Origin of the sequence: Moorena producens PAL-8-15-08-1, assembly GCF_001767235.1 — a bacterium.
In the GTDB taxonomy this organism is placed as follows: Bacteria; Cyanobacteriota; Cyanobacteriia; order Cyanobacteriales; family Coleofasciculaceae; genus Moorena; species Moorena producens_A.
Genome location: NZ_CP017599.1, coordinates 208300 through 222903 on the forward strand (window position 1 = coordinate 208300; position 14604 = coordinate 222903).

10 protein-coding genes are annotated in these 14604 nt (G+C 43.8%); 4 read left to right on the forward strand and 6 right to left on the reverse strand.

The window, feature by feature from the left end; all coding sequences use genetic code 11:
* Nucleotides 1-156 precede the first annotated feature (156 nt).
* Nucleotides 157-2859 (forward strand): NHLP bacteriocin export ABC transporter permease/ATPase subunit, encoded by a 2703-nt coding sequence (locus BJP34_RS00905; protein ID WP_229424197.1) that lies wholly within the window; start codon nucleotides 157-159, stop codon nucleotides 2857-2859.
* An 85-nt stretch (nucleotides 2860-2944) separates the two neighbouring features.
* Here BJP34_RS00905 and BJP34_RS00910 read toward each other — a convergent pair whose 3' ends face one another.
* Together BJP34_RS00910 and BJP34_RS00915 are read right to left on the reverse strand one after the other, a co-directional pair.
* The gene (locus BJP34_RS00910; protein ID WP_070390702.1) at nucleotides 2945-5593 is read right to left on the reverse strand and encodes a TIGR03960 family B12-binding radical SAM protein; all 2649 of its coding nucleotides are present in this window, start codon (nucleotides 5591-5593) and stop codon (nucleotides 2945-2947) included.
* Nucleotides 5594-5838: 245 nt separating this feature from the next.
* Nucleotides 5839-6171 carry an STAS domain-containing protein gene (locus BJP34_RS00915; RefSeq protein WP_070390703.1) on the reverse strand — a complete coding sequence of 111 codons (333 nt, stop codon included), beginning with the start codon at nucleotides 6169-6171 and terminating at the stop codon, nucleotides 5839-5841.
* 649 nt (nucleotides 6172-6820) lie between these two features.
* On the opposite strand from BJP34_RS00915, the gene BJP34_RS00920 reads away from it, so the two are divergent.
* Complete coding sequence (locus tag BJP34_RS00920) at nucleotides 6821-7015, forward strand: hypothetical protein (RefSeq protein WP_008191245.1); 195 nt, start codon at nucleotides 6821-6823, stop codon at nucleotides 7013-7015.
* Between the two features lie 228 nt (nucleotides 7016-7243).
* Here the strand turns inward: BJP34_RS00920 and BJP34_RS00925 are convergent, their stop codons facing one another.
* Nucleotides 7244-7642, reverse strand: coding sequence for a hypothetical protein (locus BJP34_RS00925; protein WP_070390704.1), 399 nt, complete (start codon nucleotides 7640-7642; stop codon nucleotides 7244-7246).
* A 664-nt stretch (nucleotides 7643-8306) separates the two neighbouring features.
* On the opposite strand from BJP34_RS00925, the gene BJP34_RS00930 reads away from it, so the two are divergent.
* Both BJP34_RS00930 and BJP34_RS00935 read left to right on the forward strand, forming a co-directional pair.
* Complete coding sequence (locus BJP34_RS00930; RefSeq protein ID WP_070390705.1) at nucleotides 8307-8651, forward strand: hypothetical protein; 345 nt, start codon at nucleotides 8307-8309, stop codon at nucleotides 8649-8651.
* 142 nt (nucleotides 8652-8793) lie between these two features.
* The gene (locus BJP34_RS00935; protein WP_070390706.1) at nucleotides 8794-9987 is read left to right on the forward strand and encodes a hypothetical protein; all 1194 of its coding nucleotides are present in this window, start codon (nucleotides 8794-8796) and stop codon (nucleotides 9985-9987) included.
* A gap of 184 nt (nucleotides 9988-10171) precedes the next feature.
* Here BJP34_RS00935 and BJP34_RS00940 read toward each other — a convergent pair whose 3' ends face one another.
* The 3 genes from BJP34_RS00940 to rpsR form a co-directional block, all read right to left on the reverse strand.
* Nucleotides 10172-11746, reverse strand: coding sequence for an ammonium transporter (locus BJP34_RS00940; RefSeq protein WP_070390707.1), 1575 nt, complete (start codon nucleotides 11744-11746; stop codon nucleotides 10172-10174).
* A gap of 161 nt (nucleotides 11747-11907) precedes the next feature.
* Entirely contained in the window at nucleotides 11908-13965 is a 2058-nt protein-coding gene (locus BJP34_RS00945; protein ID WP_070390708.1) for a ribonuclease catalytic domain-containing protein, read from the reverse strand.
* Nucleotides 13966-14353: 388 nt separating this feature from the next.
* Complete coding sequence (rpsR, locus tag BJP34_RS00950) at nucleotides 14354-14569, reverse strand: 30S ribosomal protein S18 (RefSeq protein ID WP_008191262.1); 216 nt, start codon at nucleotides 14567-14569, stop codon at nucleotides 14354-14356.
* Nucleotides 14570-14604 lie beyond the last annotated feature (35 nt).

Sequence of the window (14604 nt, forward strand, 5' to 3'; positions counted from 1 at the left end):
AATAACCCTGAATAGCTGTTACGTTTTGGGTGTTAGGTCTTAGGCTAATAGTGTTAGACTCGGTGAGTGCGATCGCATCCTTTGACTAGTGCGATCACATCCTTTGGCTTAGATTGAACCCTTGGTCATGGGATCCCATAAATAGAAGAGATATTCGTGGATTCTGTAACCGGTAATCCTCAATTGGTAGTAAAAGGGAATCGTCCCCTACTGTTGGATGAGCTAAAGAAGATTTGGCTGATTAAGTCCGGTTCTATTGCTATATTTGCCGTTGAGCGTAACGATGGTGTTCTAGAGGGGCGACGCCGTTATCTATTCAGCCTGGGAGTGGGTGAGGCTTTGTTTGGGATGGGGGCGAATGCCCAAGACAAGCCTTACACCATGCTAGCTGTGGCAATTGAAGAAGCAACAGTTTGTCAGTTAAGCACTAGCCAAATAGAACTAGAAGGGAATAGTAAGGGTAAAACAGGCACCCAAATTTCCCAGGGTATCATTACGTTGACCGAGAAATGGATTGAGGGATTTTCCATCTTCCCTGGTGTAGTTACTCCGTCTACGGTATTGGATACCTCAGCAGTTTACAGTTGGGAGTCCCTACAGTCCCATCTGGATCAGCTATACAGTAACCTCTACCACTACCTCGCTAAACTCGAACAGACAGAATCAGCTCAAAAACTGACTCAGTTCCAAGAACGGGAACGCCTCAATCAGCAAGTTACCACGGAAGCGATTGCAGAACTAGCATCTGTGATCAAGCCCCAGTTAAAAGAGAGTTTTCAACAAGGAACCCCCCTGTTAATTGCCGCTGGTGCTGTAGGACGGGCGATGGGGATTCAAATTAACCCCCCCGCCCAGTCAGAAGACCTCAATCGAGTCCGAAAACCCATAGAAGCGATCGCTCGTGCTTCCCGCATTCGGATCCGGCGAGTGATTCTACGTGACTACTGGTGGAAGAAGGACAATGGGCCTCTATTAGCCTACACCCGAGAGGATAATCGACCTGTGGCACTGCTACCAATAGGGGTGGGTGAGTATGAGGTCCTAGACCCAGAATCAGGAAAGCGTTTCCCAGTCAATGGCAATAATGCTAGTTTCGTTGCTCCCATGGCTTATATGTTTTATCGGTCATTCCCCGATCAAGCAATTAAAGCCCTAGACTTACTCCAGTTTACCCTTAGAGGTCGTAGCAAAGAGTTAATCACCCTGATGTTGACGGGAGTCGCCGCTGCTGTTTTGGGAATGGTCACTCCTCAAGCCACTGCCATTCTGATTGACAATGCTATTCCCGATGCTGACCGGGGATTATTAGGACAGGTAGGGTTAGGACTGTTAGCAGCTAGCTTTGGCAGTGCCATCTTTCAAGTGGCTCAAGGGCTTGCCACCTTGAGATTACAAACGATTAGCGAAGCTACCAGCCAAGCCGCTGTTTGGGACCGATTATTAAACCTAAGAATTTCTTTTTTTCAGCAATATTCCACCGGAGACTTAATATCTCGGGTTTCAGCAATTTCTGAGATCCGTAACCGACTGAGTGGCACAGTTATGCAAACTCTATTCACCAGTTTTTTCTCTCTCTTAAATTTGGGTTTGCTGTTCATCTACGATGCCCAATTAGCCTTAGTCCCGTTAGGAGTGGCATTAACTGCAATCATTCTGACCACTACCTCTAGTATTTTAACCCGGCGCAAGCTAAGGCCTTTGCAACAGCTAGCAGGAGAAATTTTTGGACTGACGGTGCAGCTAATTGGTGGTGTTTCTAAACTCCGGGTAGCAGGGGCAGAAAATCGGGCATTTGCCTACTGGGCTAAATACTATACTCAGCAAATTAAGCTGGTGCTAAGTACGCAGTTAATTGAAGACTTACTGAAGGTATTTAATACCATACTCCCTACCCTCAGCCAAATGATTATCTTCGCCGTGGCTGTTCAATCCATTACCAAATCCCAATCTGGGCAAGGTTTATCTACTGGTACGTTCCTAGCCTTCAATACTGCTTTTGGAACCTTTATCACTGGCGCAACTGATTTAAGCAATACCCTAATTAATATCTTAGAAATAGGTATTTTATGGGAACGAACTCAACCGATTTTGGAAGCTACACCGGAACTAGACTTAAGCAAAGCGGATCCAGGACGGCTTTCGGGGCAACTTAAATTAGATCATGTCAGCTTCCGCTACCGACAGGATAGTCCTTTGATTTTAGAGAATATTACTATTCAGGCAAACCCTGGAGAATTTATTGCTTTAGTCGGTCCATCTGGTAGTGGCAAATCCACGATTATCCGATTACTGTTGGGGTTTGAAACCTCTGAAAATGGCACCATTTACTACGATGGTCAAGACTTATCTGGACTAGATATATCAGCTGTGCGTCGGCAACTAGGAGTAGTGCTACAAAACGGTAGAATTAATAGTGCTTCTATCTTCGATAACATTGCCAGTGGTGCTTTAGTTACCATGGATGAAGCCTGGGAAGCTGCAAAAATGGCAGGATTTGCTGATGATATTCAAGCCATGCCGATGGGGATGCACACCGTTATTTCTGAAGGTGGTACCAATCTTTCTGGCGGACAGCGACAACGGCTATTAATTGCTCGTGCCTTAGTCTTAAAACCAAGACTATTGATATTCGATGAAGCCACCAGTGCTTTAGATAACCGTACCCAAAACATTGTTAGTCAAAGTATTGACGAATTGCGAGTGACTCGGATCGTAATTGCCCACCGCCTCAGCACGATCCGCAACGCAGACCGTATTTATGTGCTGGAGGCTGGGAGAGTGGTACAGCAGGGAACCTTTGAGGAACTGCTTAATCAGGAAGGGTTATTTGCGAATTTGATGGCTCGACAAATGGCTTAGAAGATGGCTTAGAAGTATCAATGATCAAACCATGAACTATCGCTTTTGGGGCAAATCATACCTTAATTCAGCAACACCAAATGTCTTAATTGCGCAGAATCAAGCGTTGTCGATGAACATGCAACAAACGAAACTCCTGCTGCGCCACCTGGTCCAACATATAAATAATATGCTCTGGTCGCAACATGGTGCCATCATTCAAACAACTCCCCACATACCGCAAAACTACCCCAGACTCCGCAACCTCCTCTTCAGCATCTTTGGGTTTTTGGGATTCCATCAACTCGAAGTCAAATAAGCGATCGCATAAATTCACCAACTGCTTCTTACCCGACTTCGTAAACCGCTCCCACCAAATTTCCTTACTACCCTTAATTGCTTCAATCCAACCGTGCCAGTCTTCCCAAGAGGCCGATGACATTACCTCAACTCGAATCAAATACTCAGCCTTTTCCAACAGCTGAGTTCCAGCAGGTTCCTTCAAATCCACTGCTTCAACCCCATACACCGGAATCTCTATAGGCAACTGAGACACCAGCCTTTCCCTAAACTCCTCAACTGGCATTTTCTCAGTTAACTCAAACTCCACAATCTCCCCACTACTAGACGCTCCCAAGGGCAATGCATTAGCAATCATAATCCGAGCATTAGCCCGAAACCCCCCACTATAGCGAATTGGTAGTGACGCCCGTCTTACTGCTCTCTCAAACAGACTTGCCAAATCCAGATGACCCAACAAGGTCATATCCCCCAACTTTCCAAACCAAACCCGCACCCGCTGATCCTTATTAGTATTGGGTTTAAAGTGACCAGCAAATTGCGGAATCTGTGGCGGGTCAATCACCACATTATGACCAAAATCAATCCCACACACACCACAGTGAGAACACCCATCAAAGGAACAATCCGGTACTGTTGCTGCATCTAAGGCCCGTTGTAAATCTTCCTTGAGCCAATTCTTATCAATTCCCGTATCAATATGATCCCAAGGCAAGGGACCATCAAGGGCGTTAAGGGTTGAAGGTTGCAAGTTGGAAGGTTGCAACTCTTCTACACCAGCCATCACGTTCCATTCGCCACTTTCTACTTGGCGATATTTCCAGGTCAGACCTGATGAAGCGATCGCATTTTCCCAAGCACCAAATGCCCGATCCAAGCTTTCCATCCAGGCATCCATCCCTGCCCCCAATTCCCAAGCACGGCGCACCACCGCACTTAAGCGTCTGTCACCCCGTCCCACGAAATCTTCCATGGCCGAAATCCGAACATCGGTGTAATTAACCTTCACCCCCCTGATCTGACCAAATACTTGTTTAAGCAATTCCTGCTTGCGTTTAAACTCCGAAGTCGATACGGAATGCCACTGGAATGGGGTGTGAGGTTTTGGGGTAAAATTAGAAACAGTTATGTTAAACTTAAGGGTTTTTCTGCCTTTGGCACGGCACTCCTGCTGCAACCAACGCACCGTTTCCGAAATCCCCAACACATCCGCATCCGTTTCACCGGGTAAACCAATCATAAAATAGAGCTTGACTTTCTCCCAGCCTTGCTCAAATGCCGTCTTTACTCCCCTGAGCAGTTCTTCATTAGTCAGTCCCTTATTAACAATATCCCGCATCCGCTGAGTTCCTGCTTCTGGGGCAAAGGTCAAGCCACTCTGGCGATTTCCCCCTAGGATATTGGCAATATTTTCATCAAAGCGGTCTACCCGCTGACTCGGTAGGGACAGGGAAATGTTCTGATCCTTAAGACGATTTTTGATTTCCATCCCCACCGCTGGTAGAGCCAGATAATCCGAACAACTCAAGGATAAAAGGGAAAACTCGTTATACCCTGTAGCACGCATCCCTTGTTCAATAGCTTCCACCACTTGTTCCGGTTCCACATCCCGCGCTGGTCGAGTCAGCATCCCAGGTTGGCAGAACCGACAACCCCGAGTACAGCCCCGTCGCACTTCGATCTTGAGTCGGTCATGAACCGTTTGGATATAGGGTACTAGTCCAATAGCATAGGCAGGCATCGGTGTAGCCACACGCCGCAAAATCCGCTTCGGCACATCAGGGCGGTTGGGTTTAACTGAGCCATCCTCAGTCATATCATAGAATTGGGGGACATACACCCCTGGTATCTGAGCCAAATCCAGGAGTAACGCTTCTCGACTTAAGCCAGCTGCTTTGCCCTCTTCGATTACTAAGCCAATCTCTGGCAACAATTCTTCCCCATCGCCAAGATCAACAAAATCTAAGAAATCCGCATAGGGTTCAGGATTCGATGTCGCCGTTTGTCCACCTGCAAAAATTAGGGGTATTTCCGATATATCAAACTCAGCACGGTCTTTCCAGGTCAGGGGAATTTCTGCCAAATCCAACATTTCCAAGATGTTGGTTGCCCCTAATTCATAGCTAAGGCTAAAGCCAATAATATCAAAATCTTTCAGAGGTCGCCGATTCTCTACAGCAAACAGAGGGGTTTGAGTGGAACGCAATTTAGCTGCCAAGTCTGGGGCGGGTAGATAGGCGCGATCGCATAATTGCCTAGGTTGAGAATTCAATATATTGTAGAGGATGATATGCCCTAAGTTAGAAGCGCCCACTTCATAGACTTCTGGATAAGTCAATACCCAGCGTACCTCAGCTTTTTCCCAAGGTTTATGGACTGCTCCCAACTCGTTACCTAAGTAACGGGAAGGTCTGTTGATGTCTGGTGTTAATATTTCCTCTACAGTGATTGCCATAGAAACTTTATTACTGCTTTCAATGCAGTTAACCCTAATCCACCATTCATTTTATCAGTACTCAGGGTAGAGATAGGGGGATAAAGGTGATGAAGTGAGGGAGTAGAGAACCACCAGATTTCTTGACTAGCATTTCCCTATCTCCTCCCATCGTCATCGGTTTAAGCACTTAATCTTCCTTGGATTTCCTAGGATTTTGCTGCACTCATAGCCATTGAGTTAGCTTCCCAACCTACTCCAACCCCCTAGAGGGCTGTAGCAAAAGCCTCATGGCTCTCAAAAATCTCAAACACTCCATCTAATTTAGTTAGCTCCAGCATAATGCGAATTGAAGGAGCTACGGAGCAAAGACCAAAGCGCCTCTCTAGACGTCTTGCTAGCTTCAGGGCATGAATTAAGGCCATTAAGCCAGCACTGTCGAGTGACTCTAACTGATGCATATCAACCAACAAAGCCGAATCCTCACCAGCCACCACAGCTTCTGTCAACTGACTTTTAAACTCAACTGCATTGGAGGCGTTAATATGACCGGAAGGTTGAATAATTCTTAATTTTGCACTTAGGGTCGCCTGTGTCATAATGAGTAGACTCCTCACTTGGTCAAATCCAATAAAATTTTTTAGAGAATATATTGAAGATAGTATGGAATTTTGCTAATTCCATACCACTTGTGATAGACTTTGCCGAATCTTTACAGATGGCTAATGGTTTTTAAAATCTTCATAAAACTTACCATCAAAATGTATCATATATTACTTTCTTTAAAGTTAAGTAATTTATCTATTTTTCATTTTCGATGGTCTAAGTTGCTATGAGCATGGCTCAGTTCATGCCTATAGATAGTAATTAAATTTTAATAATTTTTGTTACGTTAAATCAATAGAGCTGCCCTGACATAAAAATATAAGACTTTTTTTTATAGGCTTGAGCCAAATGTTTAGCTTTAGGTAAGTATAACGTTAACTAGGGTGTAGAGGCAAGTAGTACTAAGCAGTATTTGCTTATAACTGCCTCAACTTCAATACCTCTAAGCCTTCAAACGGCATAGCTTCTTAGGTTCAGGTTAAGCTTTCTGAGTTAAGTCAAAAAGGCTTATAATATATATGTGAGAGAGTACAAATCCACCTCATCAGTGATTTAGATCACATACCAATAAGATAAAAATCACTAGAGTGGTTAGTAGTTTCAGAAGACAATAAATTTATATGGAATTGTGGGTAAGTGATTGTGAAAACTACATTTGTTATTCGTCAACTAGTAGAAAAAGCCCTCTATATTAGGAAATTGACTCCTGATATAGAAAATGCAATTAACTACGAACTAACTCAAACCGGTTACATCTCTGATGTGGATTACGAAGCATTGGAATTATTAATGTCTGAGATGGATGCTGGTCGTGTACAGCTCGTTCCGAGTCACTAGAAACAGTGGTTATAAACTAAGGCTAGACAAGATTGGAGGCTTGGTAACTAGTCCATGACTTTTAGCCATAACTTTTAGGGTTGCGGCAAACTCTGACAGCTACATGTGGCAAAACCGCTACAACTTTAGTTTACTCTCCTAAGGGTTCTGACTTGCTACTGCTTAAGTCGTGATCAGATCACCATGGAGGTGGGCATTGTCCTATTACCGACTAACTCCTAACAAAACTTAGAACTTGTCCGGATAAGCTTGCCAAACTGCACAGATAAAATAACTTAGTTGCTGGCGAGCAGCAGGGTCACTTTCTACATTGACATCTGGGTCATCTAACCGAACCAACAGAGGAATTACTTCAGTATCTAAGGCTAGTCGTAATAAACTCGCTGGCCAAAGTAAATCCGGTCCAGAGCGTAGGTCGTAAAGAGTGAGGTGTTCAGAGGGTTCCGCTGCCAAACGCTCTTGACTATCCTCTAAGGTCACCAATACCATAGAACGCACCCAACACATTTGTCGGGATGACACAAATTCGATGACTTCAGCGTATAAACGAGTATTGTCATGCTCTAAGCAAATAATCTGATGAGGCTGGAACTCGTAAACCAAACCCCTTGATACATCTTTATTCACCAGGCATCAATTCCTAAATTGAGTCATTACGATACAACATACTGTTCATATTACCAGTTTGGTTAACGGGGGTATTAGACCCAGATTTGGGATTACTGGAAGTCACAGGCCGTCTCACGTAAAAAACAAAGGACGCGGAAGCCATGTCACAAAGTGAGCCGGGATCAAGCGCAAGCGCGGTTTTAAGCGCAGTAAAGTATAATAGATATAGGTCGAAATTAGCCAAGGCACTCTTAGCTCCGGAGAAAACGGCTAGGCCAGTAGGTTAGTATCTGCGAGTGATACGTAAATCGGATCAATGTTGAAGAATCAAGAATCAAGAATCAAGAAATACCAATTTTAAATTCTCAATTCTCAATTCTCAATTCTCAATTCTCAATGGAGCCATCCGGGAATTGACTCGGTTGTAAAAGCTACGGGTTTTCGTAGAGTAAGCCGACCTAGAGATTCAGCCCTTAACCCTTAGGCTCAATTAATTGGGAGTCTAAGCGCGTTTGTTAGCTAGGGCTACTGAAAACCAACGCGCCTGTTGCCTGGGCGAAAGCCCCCGTGCTATGCCTGGCTGTAGGCTATGCCAACAGCCGGGGGTAAGCTTACTGCTCATCTTTGCTATGATGTATTAATTCAAGTCAGTGTCAATAGATTGAATACCATAGCATAGATTATGAAAGTCCAAGTTTCAGTCGTGTTTATCAATCCCGTGGATTTCGTTAATTTTTCTCATCAGGCACTGCCTCGATTTTGCGTCGATCTACCTTTTAAACCTCGCGCTATCCCAGTTGAAGAACTGTTGCCCAACATCCCTATGATTAATAGCAATTTAGACGATTGGACAACAGACCTGCCCTTCGAGCAAATAGAATACAAGGAAGAAGGAGCAGAGGAATATGCCAAAATGGTAGTAGTAGTGGAAATCCCAAAGGATGATATGCCCTTGTTTGAAGATGTAGTTAAGTCCTATGGGGGAAAGGTTATGCCATCAGAGGGGTTGGATGTAATGGACATGTAGTGGACATGTAGTTTACACCCTATATCTTACCGATAACCTGGCTTGTAGGTCATAGAAATTCCTTGTTAATCTTGATCGAAAATCTAAGACTATCACAAAATATGTTTGAAGGAAAAATAGTCTGGAATACACAAGGAATTAAATGACGTCTGAGCAGGATAAACCTGAGGTGGCTAAACTCCTCGAACCATTCAAACCCGCATTGGCTGAGCATCTGAGCAACCCTGATGTTGTGTTAGACGAGGTACTGGCATGGACTGGCTCTCAGCCTTTTTTGACCCAGAAGCTTTGTCAAGTTATCCTTGACTCTAAATCTCCCATCCCTGTTGGTGATGAAGCTCTTAAAGTCGAAGAACTCGTTAAAACTCACTTCGTTGAAAATTGGGAAACTCAGGAAGCCGCTGAACTTCTGCAAGATATTCGTAGTTTCTTGCTCGAAGAACAATTCCTGCGGCTGTATCAGAAGATTTTGCAGGGAGTCATGATGGCAAATGACAGTTGGGAACAAAAAGTGTTGCTCAACTCCGGTGTGGTGATTAACCAGGGGGGAAATCTCAAAGTTTCTAACCGTATTTATGAGGCTGTTTTTAATCACACCTGGGTAGCTCAAGAGTTAGCACAGTTGACCAGTACAGACTTTTGGCTGGCATCTGAGCTGACCACAGACGCTATTGATGAAGCCATCGCCATCGCTTTTCCTAACCTACCAATCACCCCAGTTACTCAAGACCAAGATCTAACAACTGACGAGCCCAAACACCGAGATCCAACAACTGACTATTCCAAACACCGAGATCTAACAACTGACAATCCCAACCGATTAACTGTAGTACCTTTAGAGCCAGACCAAGCCACAACCTTGTCTACCCCATCAGCTAGCAGAATCCCATCACCTATTAGCTTTTGGGGTGGCTTGATCGCATTGTTTCTAGTCATTACCTTTGGCGTATTTCAGTGTACTAGTTCTAGAAGAGCAGACGATCAACTAAAAAACCTGGCTTCTGAGGACATATGCAGACGTCAATTTACTAACAGAAAAGAACAAATCGAGCAACTTAGAAAGATAAAGAGTCAAAATAATACTTTTCCCAAGCTATGTCAGTTAATGTTAGATAAATTGCAGTTTTCCTATGCTATAGAAGAGCTAGCTAGTCAAGGGGAATTCAAGCAAGCTACTATAAATCTTTGTCAAGTATCACAGGGTTACTACCAGTTTAGACAAAAATCTCTTTCACGTTTTTTCCGTCGATGGGGTCGGAATAATGATAATTATGCTAATTGGTTGAAAAACTATCTAATGAAATATGATTGTCCCGCTTCTAAATATTTGGGCTAATCAATTGTTAAATTGAAAACAGGGAACAGGTAACAGGGAATAGGAAATGTATGGATTTTTAGCAAGCATTTAACTAACTAATTAATATAAGTTAATATTCTAGATATTTTTAGTCAAGATAACTTTCTGTTATTTCCTACTTTTCAAGACTTAGCTATTTACTTATTTACTGATAATCCAGAGTCTAAGGATTATAAAAAACTCCATCGCTACCACTGATTTCTTCTTCCAAAGATACTCTTATCCCTCGACGAGAAATTTCAAAAATAGTTAAGATAAATTCTCCTAATTGAAAATATTGGGTTTCACGGAATTGTTTCCGATGGCGTTGTTTGCCGCTAATCCGCTCATTTATCTGGCTTGCATAATATAAAATTAGGCTAACTAATAGCCAACCTACTAAACTCAATAGAGCTGTTACAATGATAATAATCAGCCAGCCTAAGAACTGACACAACACTTGTAATAATGGATCGTCATATACATCAAGTTCTGAGTACAAAAGAGAACTATTGCTACTAAAGATTCCTAAGGCAATCGTTCCCCAAAATCCACAGAAAAGGTGAACAGGAACCGAACCTACGGGGTCATCAATTTTCCAAACTTGTAGAAAATATTCCCCTAAAAGGACAAAAATACCGCTGATCGAGCCAATTATAAATGCACTTCTGATATCGACAAAAGCAGCTGAAGCTGTAATTCCTACCAACCCACCTAAAATACCATTGATAATTGAGGCTAGACTGGGTTTTCCCAGGATAATTGGACTAAAAAATACGCTGGATATTCCACCAGCTGCTGCTGCCATCATGGTAATTGTGATGGTATTGGCTACATAATCGAGATCCTTTGCTGAGCCGCCATTAAAGCCAAACCAGCCCAGCCAAAGAATTAAGCAGCCTAAAGTGGCTAAACCCAGATTATCGGAAGAGAACTTTTCAGTTTCGAGACCTTCATATCTATCTGTTCTTAAATTGTAGCCAAAACGACCTTGTCGTGGCTTTAGTAGCCAAGCCCCTACCAAGCCAGCCATACCACCAACACTATGGACTACAGTTGAACCGGCAAAATCCTGAAATTTTAGCGCCTTGGCTAGCCAACCATAGTGTCCCCAAACCCAGTGACCCGTTAGGGGATAGATAAAACCAACCAGGAAAAAACTAAATAGCAGAAATGCCCAGAATTTAACCCGTTCAGCAACAGCTCCTGAAACAATAGTGGCTGCAGTTCCAGCAAAGACTAACTGAAATAAAAATAGAGCCGCAAAGGAGTGATTAGACCAATCTTTATTGAGACAATTAAATCCTGATTCTGGAAAACCCAGATTTCCAAATTGGGGAAAGGGAAGATTAAAAAACAACCCCTTTTGACCCACTAAACTTAAACTAGTATTTTCTCCTGGAACACAACTGTAAGTGATGCCATCACCAAACATTAAGCCAAAGCCAACTAGCCAAAAGGCTAAGGCTGATATACAGAAAACTATTAAATTTTTAGCCAAGACATTAGTCGCATTTCTCCGTCTACATAACCCGGCTTCTAACATGGCAAAGCCAGCATTCATAAAAAAGACTAGAAAAGATGAAACTAACAACCAGATAGTAGACAGGTTAGTGAAATTATTCGTGTTACTATCTTGTGCTGCTGCTACACCAACCCATCCCAGCAGAATGGTAATAGCCAAAGATAGGCAGAAGTACCAACGGCTCGGTAGCCAGGTGATTTGGTGTTTTAATCTCTTGTACTTATGTCGAGACATCAAAGCAAGCTTTCTAGTTTTACAATCGGAGTGTATATCCAACTGGTAAGTAGGTGGACATAATTAAATAACACTATTCAATAACATTGTTAAATAACACTATATTATGTTTCTTGACATCATTAACTGCTTACATCCAAGCCTTAGAAAAGAAAAGGGATTTACGCGAACCTGTTGACAGCAGAAGCTGAGCCCTCTTCTAGCTTGGAGTTAAAAGCAAGCTGAGCCTCTGAGTTCGCTAGTTCTTGAAAATGAATAACTTCTTTACGGGGATCAGCGTGACTGACTTTGACGTGTAAGCGATCGCCTAATTTAACCGAACGCTGGAAACGCATGGGCAATTCTAGACCTAACTCTTCTAGGAGAATGTTGCCCTTATTCTCGTTTTCTCGCCACCAACTGAGTACTAATACTTGCCAAACCTGATCTGGGTGACGCCGTAAATATTCCAATCCCCAATATTTGTTGGTATCACGTTCTACTTCACTAGCGTCCTTAGCTGTTCTGGTTACACTCTGCATCGTTTCGAGCAAATGTTCAGCTTCAAAGGGTAGGGGGTCACCCCGTAGATGAGCTTTCAGCTGGAAATGAGTCATTAAGTCAGTGTAGCGGCGGATCGGAGAGGTTACCTGGGTGTAAGTTTCCAAAGCCAAACTAGCGTGGCGTGTTGGGGTAATGCTCATTTCACTTCTAGGCATACACCGACGCATGGCACAGAACCGCACTGGACCCGCTGGCAATAGCAGCAGTTCTTCTTGGGAAGGAAGTTCTGGCTGGGGTTGTCCTCGGAATGGTAGGGGAATTTGATGGAGTTGACCATAGCGTCCAGCCACTTCACCTGCCAGAATCATCATTTCTGCCACCATTTGCCGTGATGGTGAATCTTCTAACACCTCAATGGTAATTTTTTCATCATTTCCCACCTTGATTACTGACTCTGGCATATGGATGCTAATCGCCCCCTGAGACTTGCGCCACTTTTGCCGACGCACAGCCGAGTTAGCGATCGCAAACAGTTCTGTTTCTGCCTGTACCCCTAACTGCAACATTTCATCTACATCTTCATAAGTCAGGCGATAGGTAGGTTTAATCAGGCTGGGGTGAATCTGATAGTCATAGATGGCACCATCTTCATCCAAGATCACGCCAAAACTGAGTGCCCCACAGACTTTACCTTGAACTAAACTCATCGGACCAGTTGCCAGTTCCGATGGGAACATGGGAATCATGCCTGTGGGTAGATATATGGTAGTACTACGCCGTCGTGCTTCTAGGTCAAGGTTATCCCCTGGCATTACCAAGCGGGTTGGGTCAGCGATGTGAATCCACAGACGCTGAGTGCCATCCTCTAGATCTTCTATACTCAACCCATCATCTATTTCTTGGGTACTTTCATCATCTATGGTGTAGAGTTTCAGATGAGTTAAATCCAAACGATCTGAATCTGGGTCAGTAGGAGGATTTGCCAGGTATTGCTGGGTCAATTCAAGTACCTCACGACGAAATTGAGTTGGGATTTTATGACGCAGCAAGTACTTTTGGTGAGGACGCCACAAACCCAGATTTATCAACAAATCGAAGGCATTTTCTGGGTTTTGATGGCGTTTTAGTGCTTCCAGAGTTTCCTGAACTGCACGAGAGGGTTTATCTGGTTCAGTAACGAACCGTTCTAGAGCATCAAAGCGAGTGCGATCGCTATCAAGCCACTCTACTTCCTCACCCCCTAGCTTTTGTTGTACTCGCTTCAAAAATTCTGCTTGTTCCTGGTGCTTTGATTGAGCCGCTGCCAGTTGATGCTTGATTTCAGCCACCATGCTAGCGGAGCGGGGTTCATAGATTTGTGCTTTTTGTTTAAAATAGATTTTGTCTTCAAAGAGAATACAGTGTGCCGCATAGCACTGGGGTGGACTTTGCTCAGAAAATAATAACTGTGCCATGTCAGCACAGGTAACCGCCTCTCCTTCTTCCACCAGTAATTCCCAGGCTAATTCTAAGCTATCTGGGTCTAGATAGGGTTGTACTTGAGCGAGAAACTCTGGTATTTCTGATGGCTTATAAGTAGAATCTGCCACTGCGTAGGTGACTTGTCGAGGATGGAGCTTGTGCAGTTTCCCCCGTTGATCCAAAGCAATCAAGTGGTTCTTGCCTTCTGGACGATCGACAACGGCGAGATGGCGTTCTCCTTGTAAGCGAAATTCGATTAGTGTTCCCTTTTCCACCAGTTCTGATAACCCGGGTAGCGTTTACCAAATCCACCTCCCCCCAGTCTATCCTGTGTTGTTGAGATGCCCAACTCAGCCGAGGGGGTCAAGTCTAAACTCTGAAGTGTGAAGTCTGAAGTCTGAAGTCTGAATTTGTCAGTGGTCAGTGGTCAGTGCTCAGCGGTCAGTGGTCAGTGTAACTCCTGGTTGGGTCGCAAGTTTTCAGTTAACCATGTTTTAATGCAGAGCGCGAGTGGGGTAAATCCCCGTGAGGCCACTGCTGCATCCCGCTCCTTAGGCATCGATCACCCCATTTCATCCCTCATACTTCATCCTTCATCCTTCTTATTTGATATTTCATTCTTCACACGGGAAATATCCCAGAGGAAGACCGTGATTGTTCACCTTAACCTTCTTTATTAATATAGGGTAGCAAAGCCAAGAACCTTGCTCGCTTAATGGCTGTGGTTAGCTTTCGTTGTTGTTGAGTCGTTAGATTAGTAATGCGGCGGGGTAGGATTTTTCCCCGTTCAGTGATAAACTTGCGCAGCAACTCAACATCTTTATAGTCGATCGGTTCATCGGGTTTGATCGGAGAGAGACGTTTACGAAAGTAAGTCATGATTGGTTATGATTGGTTATTGGTTATTTGGGTTA